Genomic DNA, 15,795 nt, shown 5'->3' on the forward strand with positions numbered 1-15,795 from the left:
GCAAGGGCCGCCCCGCAGCGCTGACGGTGTCCCCCTTCCCGCATTGCGTAGCAATTCGAGAGAAGGGGCTGAGGGCCGCGGCTCCAAGCCTGCCTGCGCAGGCTTGGACGGCCTGAAGAGCTGCCGACTGCGGCGGCCAGCACCGAGGCGCGCAGCGCCACAGGGGGTTGCCCTCTAGTTTCTGCCGCCGAAGATGCCGGTGCCCACGCGCACGAGGGTGCTGCCGGCGTGGATGGCGGCCTCCAGGTCGGCCGTCATGCCCAGGGACAGGGTGTCGAAGCGCTCGAGGCGGGGTTCCTGCAGCGCCGCTATCTGGTCGAAAAGCGCCTTGGCGCTCGCATGAAGGGCGCGTTGTGCTTCAAATTCAGGAGCATGGTCCGGAATGCTCATGATCCCGCGCACCACCAGCCGTGGCAGTTTCGCGACAGCGCGGACCAATTCCAAGGCCTCAGTCGGCGCCACGCCCGACTTGGTGGGGCCGCCATCGATGTTGACCTGCACGCATATTTGTAACGGCGCCAGGTGCTCCGGGCGCTGGGCCGACAGGCGCTCGGCGATCTTCAGGCGGTCCACCGTGTGGACCCAGTCAAAGTGCTCGGCCACCAGGCGCGTCTTGTTGCTCTGGATGGGCCCGATGCAGTGCCACTGCAGCGCCACGCCGGGCTGGGCAGTGCGCAGGGCGACGATCTTGTCCACCCCTTCCTGGATGTAGTTCTCGCCAAAGTCGCGCTGGCCGGCGGCCACGGCCTCGGCCACGGCGTCGGCGCCAAAGGTCTTGGAAACCGCCAGCAGGGAAACGCCGGCCGGATCGCGCCCGGCAGCTTTGCATGCCTGCGCCATCCTGCCCAGAACCTGTTGGAGGTTGTTAGCAATCGTGGTCATAATGTTTGGCAAGCGTACCAAACGATAGAGGGACTCCGTGGACATTACCCAACTGCTCGCGTTCAGCGTCAAGAACAAGGCCTCCGACCTGCACCTTTCCGCAGGCCTGCCGCCCATGATCCGGGTCCACGGCGACGTGCGGCGCATCAACGTCGATGCGCTCGACCACAAGACGGTGCATGCCATGGTGTACGACATCATGAGCGACTCGCAGCGCAAGACGTATGAAGAGTTCCTCGAGGTCGACTTCTCGTTCGAAATCGAAGGCCTGGCACGTTTCCGGGTCAACGCCTTCAACCAGAACCGCGGCGCGGCCGCCGTGTTCCGGACCATTCCGAGCAAGATCCTGACGCTGGAGCAGCTCAATGCACCCAAGATCTTCGGTGACCTGGCCCTCAAACCTCGCGGCCTCGTGCTGGTGACCGGCCCCACGGGCTCGGGCAAGTCCACCACGCTCGCAGCCATGGTGAACTACCTCAACGAAACCGAGTACGGCCACATCCTCACGGTGGAAGACCCGATCGAGTTCGTGCACGAGTCCAAGAAGTGCCTGATCAACCAGCGTGAAGTGGGCCCGATGACGCTGTCGTTCGCGGCCGCGCTGAAGTCCGCGCTGCGCGAAGACCCGGACGCCATCCTGGTGGGCGAAATGCGCGACCTGGAAACCATCCGCCTGGCCATGACGGCGGCGGAAACGGGCCACTTGGTGTTCGGCACGCTGCACACGTCCAGCGCCGCCAAGACCATCGACCGGATCATCGACGTGTTCCCCGCCGAAGAAAAGGAAATGGTCCGTGCGATGCTCTCCGAATCGCTGCAGGCCGTGATTTCGCAGACGCTGTGCAAGACCAAGGATGGCTCGGGCCGCGTGGCGGCACACGAAATCATGCTGGGCACCAGCGCCATCCGCAACCTGATCCGCGAGGCCAAGGTCGCGCAGATGTACTCCACCATCCAGACCAGCAACAGCGTCGGCATGCAGACGCTGGACCAGAACCTCACCGACCTCGTGCGGCGCAACATCATCAGCCCCGCCGAGGCGCGCGCCAAGGCCAAGATTCCTGAGAATTTCCCTGGCTGATCTGCGCCCACCCATGTACCTAGCGGCCTCACGATGTGCCGCGCACCGGAGCACTGTATGAAAGGCATTCTGAGCCTTCTGAAAATGAAAACCCGGGGTGGCAAGCCCGCGGAGGATCACACGGATTCCGTGCTGTTCTCCACGGCCTTTGCCGGCCAGGGCGTGGACGATTCGATGCTGGTGCCCTGGGAAGCCCGTGCGGTGGAAGTGGGCGCCAAGCGCCTGCCCACGAGCCGTGGCGGCAAGCTGCTGCAGGGGCTGTGGGCCAAGGACAAATACATGGCGCACCTGGACAAGGACGCCGTGGAGCGCATGGAGCGCTTCTTCGAATTTGCGGCCATTCCGTCCAACCGCGACGTGATCCGCCAGGACGAGTACGGCAACTTCATGGTGGTGCTGCTCACCGGCACCATCGCCGTGGACCGCGTGCAGCCCTGGGGCGAGCAACTGCGCCTGGCCGAGACACGGCCCGGCGACATCCTGGGCGAGATGTCGCTGCTCGACAGCGGCATCCGCTTTTCGGCCTGCACCACGCTCACGGACTGCGAAATTGCCGTGCTGAGCGCCGAAGCCATGGACGACATGATGACCAAGGACCCGCAGCTGGCCGCCAGCCTGATTGCGCTGCTGGCCCGCAAGCTGTCGCTGCGCCTGCGTGTAGTGAGTGCCCGCCTGAGCGACAACCAGAAGTAATGATGCGGCGAACCAAGACCCACGGTCGACCGACCGACGAACAGACCCGGGAGAAACTCTGATGGAACGCGATCAGGCCAGTAAATTCATCAATGACCTGCTCAAGTTGATGGTGGGCCGCAACGGCAGCGACTTGTTCATCACCGCGGAGTTTCCGCCCGCCATCAAGGTGGACGGCAAGGTGACCAAAGTGTCGCCCCAGCCACTCTCGCCCAACCATACGCTCACGCTGGCGCGCGCAGTGATGAGCGACAAACAGGTGGCGGACTTCGAGCGCACCAAGGAGTGCAACTTCGCCATCTCGCCCGCGGGCATCGGGCGCTTTCGGGTGAACGCGTTCATCCAGCAGGGCAAGGTTGGCATGGTGATGCGGACGATTCCGCTCACATTGCCCACCATCGACGGACTGGGCGTGCCCCAGGTGCTCAAGGAAGTCACGATGGCCAAGCGCGGCCTGTGCATCCTGGTGGGTGCCACGGGCTCGGGCAAGTCGACCACGCTGGCCGCCATGGTGGACTGGCGCAACGAGAACTCGTTCGGCCACATCATCACGGTGGAAGACCCGGTGGAATTCGTGCACCCGCACAAGAACTGCGTGGTCACGCAGCGCGAAGTGGGCCTGGACACCGACAGCTGGGAAGCAGCCCTGAAGAACACGCTGCGCCAGGCGCCCGACGTGATCCTGATGGGCGAAATCCGCGACCGCGAAACCATGGAGCATGCCGTGGCCTTTGCGGAAACCGGCCATTTGTGCCTGGCCACGCTGCACGCCAACAGCGCCAACCAGGCGCTGGACCGGATCATCAACTTCTTCCCTGAAGAGCGCCGTCCGCAGCTGCTGATGGACCTGTCGCTCAACCTGCGCGCCATGGTGTCGCAGCGCCTGATCCCCAAGCAGGACGGCAAGGGCCGGGCAGCCGCCGTGGAGATCATGCTCAATACACCGCTGATCTCCGACCTGATCTTCAAGGGCGATGTCCACGAAATCAAGGAGATCATGAAGAAGAGCCGCAACCTCGGCATGCAGACTTTTGACCAGGCGCTGTTCGACCTGTACGAGGCCAACCTGATCACGTACGAAGATGCGCTGCGCAACGCCGACTCGCTCAATGACCTGCGCCTGCAGATCAAGCTCAACAGCCAGCGCGCCAAGTCGCCCGACCTTGCATCGGGTACCGAGCACTTCGCGATCGTGTGACACTCCCCTGAGCGGCTGCGCCGCTTCCCCCTTCTCTCATCGCTGCGCGATGGGAAGGGGGACGACGCCAGTGGCCTGGCAAAGCCAGTTCCACGGCGTCCACTGGCCCAGGCCGCGCCAGTTTCAAACGCCGCCGACATGGCGGCCTTTTCTTACAAGAACCATTTCCATGCCAAGCACCAACCCCCGAAACTACGACGCCACCCCTTCCCGCAAAGTCGCCTTCCTGGGCCTGGGAGTGATGGGCTACCCGATGGCTGGCCACCTCGCGCTGGCGGGGCATGAGGTCACGGTGTACAACCGTACCGCTACCAAATCGATAGCTTGGTGCGCAGAGTACGCAAGCGCCAAGGCGCCAAAACATGCAGCAACACCGCGCGAGGCAGCTGCGGGTGCGGACATCGTGTTCTGCTGCGTGGGCAATGACGATGACCTGCGCTCGGTCACGCTGGGCGCCGACGGCGCGTTTGCGGGCATGAAGCCGGGCGTGATCTTCGTGGACCACACCACCGCGTCGGCCGAGGTGGCGCGCGAGCTGCACGCAGCTGCCAAGGCCCTGGGCCTGCAGTTTGTGGATGCGCCCGTGTCGGGCGGGCAGGCCGGTGCGCAGAACGGTCTGCTCACCGTGATGTGTGGTGGCGATGCGGCAGCCTTCGAGGCCGCCCAGCCGGTGGCCATGGCGTTCTCGCGCGCCTTCACGCTGCTGGGCGAAAGCGGCGCGGGCCAGCTGGCCAAGATGGTCAACCAGATCTGTATTGCCGGACTGGTGCAGGCCCTGTCCGAGGCGGTGGCGTTTGGTCAGAACGCGGGCCTGGACATGAAACAAGTCCTCGACGTGATCGGCAAGGGCGCAGCCCAGAGCTGGCAGATGGACAACCGTGGCAAGACCATGGTGGACGACAAGTTCGACTTTGGCTTTGCCGTGGACTGGATGCGCAAGGACCTGGGCCTGGTGCTCGACGAAGCCAAGCGCAACGGCTCACGCGTGCCCGTGACGGCACTGGTGGACCAGTTCTACGCCGATGTGCAGAAGATGGGCGGCAACCGCTGGGACACGTCGAGCCTTGTCAAAAGGCTGAAGTAGGCGCCCTGGCCGGTTCCCCTGAGTTACCTGCGGCGCCTTGGCGACACGCGCCAGAGGCGCGGCCTCTTCGGCCTGTCCAAGCCTGCGCAGGCAGGTTTGGAGCCGCAGGGCTCAGCCCCAAGTGGGGCATGCAGCGCCAGTTCTTCGCCGCCGCGTTCGGTGTGAGCCGCCCACAAAAAATCCCGGCCGCTTGGTGCGCGCCGGGATTTTTTGTTCAGCGGTTGTGCAGGCTATCGAGCCTGACCGACCGACTGCTTTCAGCCGCCGGGCGATGCGCTGTTGTCCGTGGTCACTGGCGCGGGCTGCGGTGCGATGCGGCGCAGCTCTTCTTCCGAGACGATCTCGAACACGCGCACGACCTTGCTCACGCCGCTCACGCCCCGGGCGATCTCGGTGGCTCGGTTGGCCTCGCGCTGCGATACGCGGCCCATCAGGTAGACGATGTTGCGCTCGGTCACCACCTTGAAGGAGTTGGCCGAGATGTCCTGGGCGTCCACCAGACTGGCGCGCACCTTGCCCGTGATGAAGGTGTCGTTGGAGCGCTGGCTCAGGCTGCTGGCGGGCAACACGGCCAGGTCATTGACCACCGAGCGCGCGTTCTCCACCTGCGACACGATCTGCTCGACAGTCTGGCGGTCCTGGGCGCTGGGCACCTCGCCCGTCAGCAGGGTCTGGCGGTTGTAGCTGGTCACGTTGACGTGGGCGCGGTCGCCCAGGGTTTCGCGGATGCGGTTGGCGGCACGCAGCTCGATGCCTTCGTCTTCGATTTGCGTGCCGGTCGTGCGGCGGTCCACGGCCATCACGCCGCCCACCACCGCGCCTCCGACGATCAACGGCGCGCAGGCCGAGAGGCCCGCCGCCAGAGCGGCAGCGGCCAGCATGGTGCACACCGTGCGCTGGGTACGGTTCATGGTTGTTTGCTTCATAGCGGAATCTCCTGTTCACCAAGTAACTGGGCGTCCACGCCGTCGCTCAGGCAATGCAGCACCAGGGCATGGACTTCTCGCACGCGTGCGGCGCGGTCGTGGGGCACGCTGATCAACACATCGGTCTCGCGCAACATGGCGGCCAGCTTGCCGCCCGTGCGGCCAGCCAGCACCACCACGGTCATGTCGCGCTCGTGGGCGGCTTCGGCGGCGGCCAGCAGGTTGGCGTCGTTGCCGGTGACCGACAGGGCCAGCAGCACGTCCCCCGCCTGGCCCAGCGCCCGCACCTGGCGGGCAAACTGCTGCGCGGCATCGTGGCTGCCGCCCGCCGCAGCGGTGAGCAAGGTGCTGTCGGACGTGAGGGCCAGGGCTGCCAGCTCGGGCCGCTCACGCTCGAAACCGGCCACACAGAACGCGGCGAACTGCTGGGCCTCGGCGGCCGAGGGGCCATTGCCGCAGGCCATCACCTTGCCCCCGCTGGTCACACAGGCCAGGACGGCCTGCACGGCGGCGGCGATGGGATGGCTCAAAACCTGCGCGGCCTGGTACTTCAGGTCGGCGCTGTCGATGAAATGCTGTTGGATGCGTTGCTCAAGCATGAGGGCCCGATGATACCCGCCGCGTGTTACAGCTTTTGTAGCAAACCGTAGTCACCGGCATTGCGCTGGCGCCCAAAATGGCCATGGGGGACGGACGCACCTACTGCGCATCGAAGGCCGCCTTGAGCCACTGCGTCGATGCCTCGACCAGCACCACGTCAAAGCGGCAGGGCGGCGGGGAAGGCATGCGCAGCAGGTAGTGCCGGGCTGCAAAAATGATGCGCTGCTGCTTCGTGGCACTGATGCTGGCCCCAGCGCCCCCAAAGGCATTGCCTGCACGGCTGCGCACTTCGACAAACACCAGCGTGCCGTCCCGTTCGCGCATCACCAGGTCGATCTCGCCACCACCACGCCCGGGCGTCCGATAATTGCGCACCACCAGTTGCAGGCCGGCTGCCTGCAGATGGGCCAGGGCCTGGTCCTCCGCAACATTGCCGCGTTCACGCGTGGTGGTGGTTTTGGCAGCCAGACCGGGGGCCCCCGCCGGTTTTCTCTTTCCAAGGAATTTCATTGAGCGCATCTTTCGCTTCAGCCCAGGGCGCCGCGCGCGAAGCGGCGGCTGCGCAGCATTATCCCGAGGGCGCCCTGTACGTGGTGGCCACGCCCATCGGCAACCTGGCCGACATCACCTTGCGCGCGCTGCATGTGCTGCAGATGGCCGACACCGTGGCCTGCGAGGACACGCGCCATACACAATCCATGCTGCGCGCCTACGGCATCGACAAAGGTGCCGCGCAGTTGCTGGCCGTGCACCAGCACAACGAGGCCGAGGCTGCCCAGAACGTGGTGCAGCGTCTGCAGCAGGGGCAGCGCGTGGTGTATGTGAGCGACGCAGGCACGCCTGGCGTGAGCGACCCCGGTGCCCGGCTGGTGGCCGCCGTGCAGGCGGCCGGCCTGCGTGCCGTGCCCCTGCCCGGCGCCAGCAGCATCACCACGGCGCTGAGCGTGGCAGGCGCCGTGGCCCACAGCACCGAACATGGCGGCTTCGTGTTTGCGGGCTTTCTGCCCGTCAAGAATGCCGAACGCGCCACGGTGATTGCGCAGCAGCTGGCCCACGAGCCGCGCTGCGTGGTGCTGCTCGAAGCCCCCCACCGCATCAACGAACTGGCCCAGGCCCTGGCGGTGCTGGGCGATCGCCCGGTAACCCTGGCGCGGGAATTGACCAAACAGTTCGAGGAAGTGACCACACGGCCCGCCCGTGAGCTGACGGCGTGGCTCGACGGCGCCCCCCAGCGCTCGCGCGGCGAGTTTGTGGTGCTGCTGCACCCGGTGGCGGTAGCCAGCGACGATGGCGCCAGCCTGCGCGTGTTGCGCCTGCTGGTGCAGGAGCTGCCACTGAAAACCGCCGTGCGCCTGGCCGCCGAGATCACGGGTGCATCGCGCAACGTGCTGTACGACACGGCCCTGGCGTGGAAGCGCAGCGGTGCGGATGATGAAGACGAAGCAGGCGACGCCGGAGATTGATGAAGCCCGGATTTGATGCCAAATTGGCCCCCGGCGCTTGATAGAAAAGCGCAAAAAGCTATCTTTTTAATAGCATGTTTGCCGGCCACCGCGAATTCCCCCATCGGCCGTGGCGCCGCTGCACCTCTTCCAGATCTATCGCCCCGACACTGCCAATCCGGCCGCCACCCCGCCGAACAGATCGCCTTCGACCTGCGGGGTAGCGGGAAACGCGGCCTTGAGCGCCTGGCGCAGCGGCCGCAGGGCCGACGAGCCCCCGGTGAGATAGATCGCATCAAGCCCCTGCAGACCCAGGCCCGCCAGCTGCACGCATTCGTGCGCGCAGGCCACCACCTGTTCGAGGGGTTGCAACAGAAACTGTGCCAGTCCCTCCGGCGTCACGGCGGCGCCAAGTCCAGCCTCGATCCAGTCCAGTGGCATGGGCGCTTCGGCATCGGCCAGCGAGGCTGCAATCTTGGCCTGCTCCACCGTGTTGGCCATGCGGTGCCCCAGGCGCTCGTGCAGCACCCGCATGAGCCGCGCGTGCAGCCGTGCGTCTGAATAGTCCGTGCGCAGGTTCTGCGCATCGCGCAGCGCGCGCGGCGAGTACAACCACTGGATCAGGTGCCAGGTGGACAAATCAAAGAACACCCGGCTGGGCACCTCGCGCCCCGTGGGCCCGGTATGCCGAAATCCCAGCAAGGGCATCAACAGGTCCAGACTCAGCCGCCGGTCAAAGTCGGTGCCACCCACGTGCACGCCGGTGGTGGCCAGCACGTCGCTGCCGCGCTCAGCGCGCGCCATGCGCTCAGGCCCGAGCCGCACCACCGTGAAGTCCGACGTCCCGCCCCCAATGTCCACCACCAGCACCAGCGACTCGTGCGCGATGCGCTGCTCGTAGTCCAGCGCTGCGGCAATCGGCTCCAGCTGGAACGACACCTCGGCAAACCCCGCGTCCAGTGCCGCCTGGCGCAACGCATCTTCCGCCTGCTGGTCCCGGTCGGCATCCCCGTCCACGAAATGCACCGGGCGCCCCATCACCACCCGGGCGGGCATGCCGCCCAGCTCATCGCGCGCCTTTTGCACCAGCATGCGCAAGAAGAGGCTGATGATGTCCTGGTAGCTCACCATCTTGTTGTGCACCGCCGTCTTGTCCTGCAGCAGCGCACTGCCGAGCAGGCTCTTGAGCGACCGCATCAGGCGCCCTTCGGTGCCCGCCAGGTACTGCCCCACGGCATCCCGGCCAAAGTGCGTGCGATGGTCTTCGGCATTAAAAAACAACGCGGTGGGCAGTGTGTGCGCACTCCCTTCCAGCGAAATCATCCGCGCCAACCCCGCCCCCTGGCGCACGGCCATCGCGGAGTTGGAAGTGCCAAAGTCGATACCGAGGGTGGTGTCCTTCAAAAGGGGCATGGGTCAAATGTCGAAACGATGGGGAAGGGTCTGCACGCACAGGCGGCTGCCTGGGTGGGTACAAACATCGAATGCGGCGCCGCGGGAAAACCCGTTTCGAGCAACCGAGGCGCTGGAGAGGCGCCCTGTAAAAAGCACACCCAAGGCACAACCCAGCGCCGCATTCAGAATGGAAAAAGCCCTTGATTGGCAAAAATCAAGGGCTTTTATTGGGTGGCGGGGGCTCTACCAAAGAACGCCTAGAACCCGCACAAACGCTGAAAACGACGACTTTGAAAACAAGCCAGTGGTCCCCAGAGCTGCCTCCAAAAAACTGCTTCAATGATAACCAACTGTGAGAGCCCTCACCGCATCGGATGCCATGAACGAGGCCCCAGGGCAGGTTCTGGGGCTCACAGTGAAAAGCCCCGACAGTGATGTCGGGGCTTTTGCATGCGCGCAGCCAGCATTGCCCGGCCGCTGCGAGGGCGCTATCTTCCGAAGCGCTTCGCCCTGCGGCCCCAGCCCGTCAAGGCAGCGAGCAACAAGGCTGTGAGTGAAAGCCCGGCGGGAGAAAGCGTGGGCACCGCGACAGGGTTTCCGGCAAGCACCGCAGCGCCAAACGGGTCCAGGATGACACCGCTGGCGCTGTCACTGTCGCCCACCCCGTTGTCGGTGATGGAGTAAGTCACCGTCCTGCGATCAGGGCTGAGCGTGATCCCGGGGTATTCAAACCATGTGGCTGCAGCTGCGGGAGTTGCAGGACCATGCTTCCAGAACTCCGTTTGCGGCGCAAGAGGGTTCGGGTAGGTGATGGCGACCTGAAGCGTGCTTCCATTCACGCAGCCGCTGGCCCGAAACCGGAATACGCCATACGGAAAAGAAAGCTGTGGCGGTGCGCCTGCGGGGGGTGTCGTCGCGTAGGTGTCCACCCCAATCAGGGTGCAGGTAGCCCCACCGCCCCCGACCACTACGTTGATGGTGCCCCCACCCCCCGGCGTAGGCCCACTGTACAGCCGAGTCCCAGGCGTCACAGGCGCAGAGGCCACCGACAAGGGCCCTGGGCCATTGGGGTGCTGCGCCTGCACCGTGAAGGTGTAGGGGGTGCCATTCGCCAGCCCCGGCACCGTGCAAACCGTCAAAGGCGCCGTGGCGGTGCAACCCGCACTGGCGGGGCTGGAGGTAACGATGTAACCGTCCGGCGGATTGCCACGGGTGTCGACGGGCGGCGCCCAGCTCACGGTCGCCTGCCCATCGCCTGGTGTGCCCATGGGTGTACCAACAGGGTCGGTAAACCGGACCAGCCGTGCCACGGAGGGCACGCCATCCACGACCAACCGCGCCATGTACAACCCGGCCGGCAAAGTGCCCAGGGCGGGCGACGTGAAGCTGTTGGCGGTATGGCTGACCGGGGACCACGTATGGATCGCTCCGTTCTCTGCGCGCTGCAACTGGAGCTGGGGCGTGCTTGTGCCCGTAGCGCCCTTGAAATCGGTGCCCGTGAAGGTCAGCGCCGCACCGGCGCGTTGCAGCAGCGGCAGCACATCCAGCACCGGAGCAGGCCCCGGGGGCACGGCCGGTGTGTAACGTTCGACCGTGCTGTGAAAGGTCAGGGTGGGATTGCTGTTGTATCCACCCGCCAGCAGCACGTCGCCGTTGGGCAACAGGTTGGCCGTGCCATTCTCCCTACCCGTCGCCATCGACCCAGCGGCCGCCCACGTGCCCGATGCGGGGTCATAGAGCTCTGCGGCAGGCTGCGTGTTTCTCGTACCATCCGAGCCACCAGCCATCAACACCCGGCCTGAGGCAAGCACCGTGGCATGGGCCAGCGGCGAACCCATTGCACCATTGCGGGCAAAGCTCAGGGCACCAGTGACGGTCCAGGTGTTGGACAACGGGTCATAGATTTCTGCATGCGTGGTGACGCCACCCGCCGTGAATCCCCCTGCCAGAAGCGCCCTGCCATCCGGAAGCAGGGTCAGACTGGCATAGTGGCGCGGCACCAGCGGGGGAGCCACCACCGTCCAAGTGCCAGTGGCAGGGTCATAAATTTCAGCCACCGGCACTTCGCCGGCGACGTTATTGAACCCTGAAGCCACCAGAACGCGGCCGTCGCGCAGCAGCACAGCCCCGTGTGCACGGCGCACCACCGACATGCTGCCTGTCGCCGTCCAGCTGCGGGTCTGCGGGTCGTACAGTTCTGCTGTGGCGAGGTTAGTGCCCCCCGCCACCAGGACCTTGCCGTTGGCCAGCAGCGTCATCGACGGCAGGCTGCGAAATACAGTCTGCGTCCCCCCGGGAGCCCAGGTGTTGGCCACAGGGTCGTACAGCCGTGCGCTCAGGCTGCCGTCCGATCGGACAAGCACATGGCCGGTCCCCAGCGTGACCGCCTCCGTCACATTGCCCTGAATCCCATGGAGCCCCAGAGAGGTCCAAGCCCCCCCGGCATAGCGCTCGCTGCCTCCGACGAATCCATTCCGATTGACGCCACCAAAAACAGCGACCGAACCATCATCCATCAAAGCGCCTGCATGCTGCGCTCTGGGGGCGGCCATGGATGCATCGACATTCCAGCCCACGGCAGCGCCGGCGTTGATCTGCCAAAGGAGGGCTGCGAGACCAAGGCTCGCCGGACGGACCAGCCGATACGCGGGAGTTGGAGCGGACGCGCGTATGGCGGCGAAGGGGAGGCGGACTGGGGCTGCGCGGTTCGTCGGTTTCGTCATGGTCTTGCGATGTGGAGATTGAACAGGGGACGCCAACCGGCCGAACGTGTACAAAGTCCAAACCCCGCCCTCCCCTTGAAGGCCGGGAAAGACTATCTGAGTCGTGTCCATTTGTATGTCCCCCATTTGGGCGACATGGGGTCCTGGGATGACAGCACCCAGGGCCGCCCTGCCCGGCGGCTTCGCGACGCTCAAAACCCGTCCGATCCCGTTACACACAACTCCCAGAAACCTGTTCGGCAAGCCACGCCTGGCTTTGCGCTGCCCGGGGGGCGGCAGGGTCTGCGAAACCGCACCATGGGGAAGGCAAACGAGGCGGGCGTCCACTGCGCGCCGACAGCCTCTGCCGATGCCAAGCCTGGCCTGTATGGCGGGGCCACTGTGAGCGTCCAGTCCGACCATCTTGAACACTCGCTAGAGTCATAGGAGCCTCGTGTCCACCTCAACTCTTGGTGGACACGTGAACACTATCCCCGATCAACAAACCGGCAGTGGCCGGCGGCGTCGCATGCACAGTGACGAGTTCAAGGCCGATGCAGTTGCGGCTTTTNGTCCGTTGAAAAAAGAAACAAAAAAGGGACAGCCTCTGCCGATGCCAAGCCTGGCCTGTATGGCGGGGCCACTGTGAGCGTCCAGTCCGACCATCTTGAACACTCGCTAGAGTCATAGGAGCCTCGTGTCCACCTCAACTCTTGGTGGACACGTGAACACTATCCCCGATCAACAAACCGGCAGTGGCCGGCGGCGTCGCATGCACAGTGACGAGTTCAAGGCCGATGCAGTTGCGGCTTGCGCGCAGCCTGGCATGTCGATGGCCGCAGTGGCAATGGCCCACGGCATCAACGCCAACCTGCTGCGTCGGTGGGTGCATGAGGCACAGCTGAAGCCAAGAGACAAGGTCGTGCGCGCAAACGTCGTGGATGGGACCAAGGCGCAAGAGCCCAAGACCGTCTTCGTGCCGGTCAGCTTGCCGACACCGGCGCCACCGGCTCCGGCCCCAGACATTCGCATCGAGCTGCGGCGTGGACCGACGACGGTCACGGTGATCTGGCCGGCAGGTGCCGCCAGCGACTGCGCGGTCTGGATGCGCGAGCTGCTCCGATGATCCGCATCGACGCCATGTGGGTTGCGGCCGAGCCGGTCGACATGCGCGCCGGCGCCGACCGGCTGCTCGCCCGAGTGGTCCAGGTCTTTGGCGCAGCGCAGGCCCACCACGGCTACCTGTTCGCGAACGCCCGGGGCACCCGCATCAAGCTTGTGGTGCACGACGGCTTCGGCGTGTGGTGCGCGGCACGCCGACTCAACGCGGGGCGCTTCGCTTGGGTGCCGGCCACCACGACATCGCCCGTATCTTTGTCGCTCACCAACGCGCAGTTCGACGCGCTGGTCCTCGGCCTGCCGTGGGAACGGCTACCCGAATTGAGCACCATCACGCGGGCCTGACAGCAACATCGACGCTGGCACTCGACCGCGCCAGCGTCGATGCAATTCGTGCTTTCTCCGATGCGCTGCATACAGGGTCCTAGCACCATGCCGTCATGCTCGGCACGCACGATCTTCCCCCGCTCAACCTGCAGGCACTCCCGCCCGAAGCGGCGGCCTGGGTAGCCCGTTGGCAGCATGTCGAACAGCTTCTCGCCTTGCGTGACCAGGCTCTTGTTGATCGCGACCGCGAGCTGGGCCAGGCCAGGGATCTCCTGCAGCGCAAGGACCGCGACATCGCTTGGCGCGATGCCAAGATCGAGAAGATCACCTTCGAGTTGGCTCGCCTGAAGCGCTGGAAGTTCGGCGCCAGCTCCGAGGCGATGAACGCCGACCAGCGACGCCTGTTCGAGGAGACGATCGCCGAGGACGAGGCGAGCTTGCGTGCGCAGCTGGAGCAGCTGCGAGACGAAGCCGCCGCGACCACTGTCGAGGCCAAGCCAAAGGCCACGCCACGGCGACCACGCCGTCAGCAATTGCCTGAGCACCTGCGTCGCGTCGAACACCGTCATGAGCCCGAGAGCACCAACTGCCCCGAGTTGGACTGCGGTCGACCGATGACGCGCATCGGCGAGGACATGAGTGAGCGGCTGGACATCGTGCCGGCCGAGTTCTTCGTGCATCGTCACATCTACGGCAAGTGGGCCTGCCGCTGCTGCCAGATCCTCAAGCAGGCGCCGTCCATCCCGGAGCTGATCGAGGGTGGCATGGCCGCTAGCGGCCTCATCGCGCACACGCTCATCAGCCGCTGCGTCGACCACCTGCCGTACTACCGGCAAGAGGCGATCAACGCCCGCAGCGGCGTCCACACGCCGCGTTCCACGCTGGCGGCTTGGGCCGGCCAGGCTGGCACGGCGCTGGAGCCGCTCTACGAGGTGCACAAGGCCTTCGTCCTCGCGTGTCGGGTCCTGCATGCCGACGAGACGCCGGTGGCGCTGCTCGATCCCGGCGCCGGCAAGACGCGCAAGGCCTACGTCTGGGCCTACGCGAGGAGCTGGCACGACGCCGTGCCCGGCGTGGTCTATGAGTTCTGCCTGGGCCGTGGCGCGCAGTACCCGAAGGCCTTCCTCGCGGGCGACGTGCGGCAGGGTCGAGGGCGCTGGTCCGGAACGCTGCTGTCCGACCGCTACGCAGGCTACGACAGCGTGCTCGACCCGCGCATCCATTCTGACCGCATCAGCGCGGCTTGCGTCGCGCATGCACGCCGCAAGTTCGAGGAACTGGCGCACGTCGGCACGAGCCCGATCGGCGGCGAGGCGATCCGCAGCTATGCGCGGATCTATGCGGTCGAGGCCGAACTCAAGGACATGAGCGACGGAGAGCGCAAGTCGCAGCGCCAGCAACTCGCCAAGCCGCTGTGGGCCAAGCTCAAACAATGGCTCGAACTCGAACGACGTCTGGTGCTCGACGGCGGCCCAGCGGCCAAGGCCATCGACTACACGCTCGGCCACTGGACCGCGCTGACGCACTACCTCGAGGACGGCGCAGTCGCGATCGACAACAACCACCTGGAGCGGCAGATCAAGCCTTGGGCAATGGGGCGCAGGGCCTGGTTGTTCGCCGGCAGCGAGTTGGCCGGCCAACGCACGGCCATGGTGATGAGCTTGGTGCAGTCAGCGCGCCTGAACGGCCATGACCCCTGGGCCTACCTGCGCGATGTGCTGGCGCGCCTGCCGACGCAGCGTGCCAGCCAGATAGAGGACTTGCTGGCGCACCGATGGCAGCCAGCGTCCGACGCGGCACCATGACCTTGCTCACGCAGGACGTCATGGTCCGGGCGAACATCGACGTCGATGGCTTGAGCGCGCAACAGAAGGTTGAGCTGGCTGACGAAATCTACGTCCAGCAGCCCAACCTGCTGGCCTCCATCCTCGTGTTGCCCCGCTACGGGGTCGACATGCTGCAGCTTGAAGTGCCGATCCACGTTCTGCTGGTCGCCTTCCAGGCCATGAAGCACTGCGGGCACGCCTTGCCAACGATCTCTGAAGACGTCCAGGAAACCTGCTTGCAGCGATTGACGGCGACGATGAAGTGCACCGAGGGCACGCCGCCAGACCTCGTCGAGCAGATGATCGCGAAGTTCTGCGTCGACCACCCCGAGCGCTACCTGCTTGCGTTCGTGTACGGCCACCTTGGCCGGCACGAGCTGCTGCGCGTGCGAACTGACGCCGAGAAGTTCTTGCTGCTGGCCGCACTCAACCTCGTGGAGTGCGTTGCCTACGTCGGAGCACAGTTGCAGTCCAACTGAACCGCGTCCGGCGGGTCAAGATGGGATGACTGGACGCTCAC

At 65.5% G+C, this 15,795-nt stretch carries 15 protein-coding genes; 9 read left to right on the plus strand and 6 right to left on the minus strand.

Annotation, left to right across the window (positions count from 1 at the left end; all coding sequences use genetic code 11):
- Positions 1-174: 174 nt before the first annotated feature.
- Positions 175-882, minus strand: coding sequence for a YggS family pyridoxal phosphate-dependent enzyme (locus ASE39_RS18620; RefSeq protein WP_029414011.1), 708 nt, complete (start codon positions 880-882; stop codon positions 175-177).
- 37 nt (positions 883-919) lie between these two features.
- Between ASE39_RS18620 and ASE39_RS18625 the strand changes: the two genes are divergently transcribed.
- From ASE39_RS18625 to ASE39_RS18640, 4 genes are all read left to right on the plus strand, one after another.
- A complete protein-coding gene (locus ASE39_RS18625) occupies positions 920-1,963 on the plus strand; it encodes a type IV pilus twitching motility protein PilT (protein WP_010463046.1) in 1,044 nt (347 codons plus the stop codon).
- Between the two features lie 57 nt (positions 1,964-2,020).
- Positions 2,021-2,656 (plus strand): cyclic nucleotide-binding domain-containing protein, encoded by a 636-nt coding sequence (locus tag ASE39_RS18630; protein WP_010463048.1) that lies wholly within the window; start codon positions 2,021-2,023, stop codon positions 2,654-2,656.
- 61 nt (positions 2,657-2,717) lie between these two features.
- A complete protein-coding gene (locus ASE39_RS18635; protein ID WP_010463050.1) occupies positions 2,718-3,854 on the plus strand; it encodes a PilT/PilU family type 4a pilus ATPase in 1,137 nt (378 codons plus the stop codon).
- Positions 3,855-4,023: 169 nt separating this feature from the next.
- Complete coding sequence (locus ASE39_RS18640; protein ID WP_057272096.1) at positions 4,024-4,938, plus strand: NAD(P)-dependent oxidoreductase; 915 nt, start codon at positions 4,024-4,026, stop codon at positions 4,936-4,938.
- 257 nt (positions 4,939-5,195) lie between these two features.
- On the opposite strand, the gene ASE39_RS18645 is transcribed toward ASE39_RS18640, so the two are convergent.
- From ASE39_RS18645 to ASE39_RS18655, 3 genes are all read right to left on the minus strand, one after another.
- Positions 5,196-5,864 carry a BON domain-containing protein gene (locus ASE39_RS18645; RefSeq protein ID WP_057272097.1) on the minus strand — a complete coding sequence of 223 codons (669 nt, stop codon included), beginning with the start codon at positions 5,862-5,864 and terminating at the stop codon, positions 5,196-5,198.
- Positions 5,861-6,463 carry an SIS domain-containing protein gene (locus tag ASE39_RS18650; protein WP_010463055.1) on the minus strand — a complete coding sequence of 201 codons (603 nt, stop codon included), beginning with the start codon at positions 6,461-6,463 and terminating at the stop codon, positions 5,861-5,863. The genes ASE39_RS18645 and ASE39_RS18650 overlap by 4 nt, the downstream gene beginning before the upstream one ends.
- Before the next feature lie 100 nt (positions 6,464-6,563).
- On the minus strand, positions 6,564-6,974 hold the full coding sequence (locus tag ASE39_RS18655; RefSeq protein WP_057272098.1) for a YraN family protein: 411 nt from the start codon (positions 6,972-6,974) through the stop codon (positions 6,564-6,566).
- Between ASE39_RS18655 and rsmI the strand changes: the two genes are divergently transcribed.
- The gene (gene rsmI / locus ASE39_RS18660) at positions 6,974-7,927 is read left to right on the plus strand and encodes a 16S rRNA (cytidine(1402)-2'-O)-methyltransferase (RefSeq protein WP_010463059.1); all 954 of its coding nucleotides are present in this window, start codon (positions 6,974-6,976) and stop codon (positions 7,925-7,927) included. The genes ASE39_RS18655 and rsmI overlap by 1 nt on opposite strands.
- A 135-nt stretch (positions 7,928-8,062) precedes the next feature.
- Here the strand turns inward: rsmI and ASE39_RS18665 are convergent, their stop codons facing one another.
- Both ASE39_RS18665 and ASE39_RS18670 read right to left on the minus strand, forming a co-directional pair.
- Positions 8,063-9,319, minus strand: a complete 1,257-nt coding sequence (locus ASE39_RS18665) for an Hsp70 family protein (RefSeq protein WP_010463060.1) — start codon at positions 9,317-9,319, stop codon at positions 8,063-8,065.
- A 470-nt stretch (positions 9,320-9,789) separates the two neighbouring features.
- Positions 9,790-11,853 carry a choice-of-anchor U domain-containing protein gene (locus ASE39_RS18670; protein ID WP_242421489.1) on the minus strand — a complete coding sequence of 688 codons (2,064 nt, stop codon included), beginning with the start codon at positions 11,851-11,853 and terminating at the stop codon, positions 9,790-9,792.
- Between the two features lie 874 nt (positions 11,854-12,727).
- On the opposite strand from ASE39_RS18670, the gene ASE39_RS18675 reads away from it, so the two are divergent.
- From ASE39_RS18675 to ASE39_RS18690, 4 genes are all read left to right on the plus strand, one after another.
- A complete protein-coding gene (locus ASE39_RS18675) occupies positions 12,728-13,129 on the plus strand; it encodes a transposase (RefSeq protein ID WP_158004263.1) in 402 nt (133 codons plus the stop codon).
- The gene (gene tnpB, locus ASE39_RS18680) at positions 13,126-13,467 is read left to right on the plus strand and encodes an IS66 family insertion sequence element accessory protein TnpB (RefSeq protein ID WP_057272100.1); all 342 of its coding nucleotides are present in this window, start codon (positions 13,126-13,128) and stop codon (positions 13,465-13,467) included. Before ASE39_RS18675 ends, tnpB begins: the two co-directional genes overlap by 4 nt.
- A gap of 95 nt (positions 13,468-13,562) precedes the next feature.
- Positions 13,563-15,254 (plus strand): IS66 family transposase, encoded by a 1,692-nt coding sequence (locus tag ASE39_RS18685; RefSeq protein ID WP_057272101.1) that lies wholly within the window; start codon positions 13,563-13,565, stop codon positions 15,252-15,254.
- Positions 15,251-15,754, plus strand: a complete 504-nt coding sequence (locus ASE39_RS18690; RefSeq protein WP_057272139.1) for a hypothetical protein — start codon at positions 15,251-15,253, stop codon at positions 15,752-15,754. Before ASE39_RS18685 ends, ASE39_RS18690 begins: the two co-directional genes overlap by 4 nt.
- Positions 15,755-15,795: the final 41 nt, after the last annotated feature.

The sequence above is a fragment of the Acidovorax sp. Root267 genome (genome assembly GCF_001429215.1).
GTDB lineage: Bacteria > Pseudomonadota > Gammaproteobacteria > Burkholderiales > Burkholderiaceae_C > Acidovorax > Acidovorax radicis.

Excerpts from the sequence above, each read along its gene's own strand:
- ASE39_RS18620 (WP_029414011.1), bottom strand. The coding sequence starts at position 882 with ATGACCACGATTGCTAACAACCTCCAACAGGTTCTGGGCAGGATGGCG.
- ASE39_RS18630 (WP_010463048.1), top strand. The coding sequence starts at position 2,021 with ATGAAAGGCATTCTGAGCCTTCTGAAAATGAAAACCCGGGGTGGCAAG.
- ASE39_RS18635 (WP_010463050.1), top strand. The coding sequence starts at position 2,718 with ATGGAACGCGATCAGGCCAGTAAATTCATCAATGACCTGCTCAAGTTG.
- ASE39_RS18640 (WP_057272096.1), top strand. The coding sequence starts at position 4,024 with ATGCCAAGCACCAACCCCCGAAACTACGACGCCACCCCTTCCCGCAAA.
- ASE39_RS18645 (WP_057272097.1), bottom strand. The coding sequence starts at position 5,864 with ATGAAGCAAACAACCATGAACCGTACCCAGCGCACGGTGTGCACCATG.
- ASE39_RS18650 (WP_010463055.1), bottom strand. The coding sequence starts at position 6,463 with ATGCTTGAGCAACGCATCCAACAGCATTTCATCGACAGCGCCGACCTG.
- ASE39_RS18655 (WP_057272098.1), bottom strand. The coding sequence starts at position 6,974 with ATGAAATTCCTTGGAAAGAGAAAACCGGCGGGGGCCCCCGGTCTGGCT.
- ASE39_RS18665 (WP_010463060.1), bottom strand. The coding sequence starts at position 9,319 with ATGCCCCTTTTGAAGGACACCACCCTCGGTATCGACTTTGGCACTTCC.
- ASE39_RS18670 (WP_242421489.1), bottom strand. The coding sequence starts at position 11,853 with ATGGCCGCCCCCAGAGCGCAGCATGCAGGCGCTTTGATGGATGATGGT.
- tnpB (WP_057272100.1), top strand. The coding sequence starts at position 13,126 with ATGATCCGCATCGACGCCATGTGGGTTGCGGCCGAGCCGGTCGACATG.
- ASE39_RS18685 (WP_057272101.1), top strand. The coding sequence starts at position 13,563 with ATGCTCGGCACGCACGATCTTCCCCCGCTCAACCTGCAGGCACTCCCG.
- ASE39_RS18690 (WP_057272139.1), top strand. The coding sequence starts at position 15,251 with ATGACCTTGCTCACGCAGGACGTCATGGTCCGGGCGAACATCGACGTC.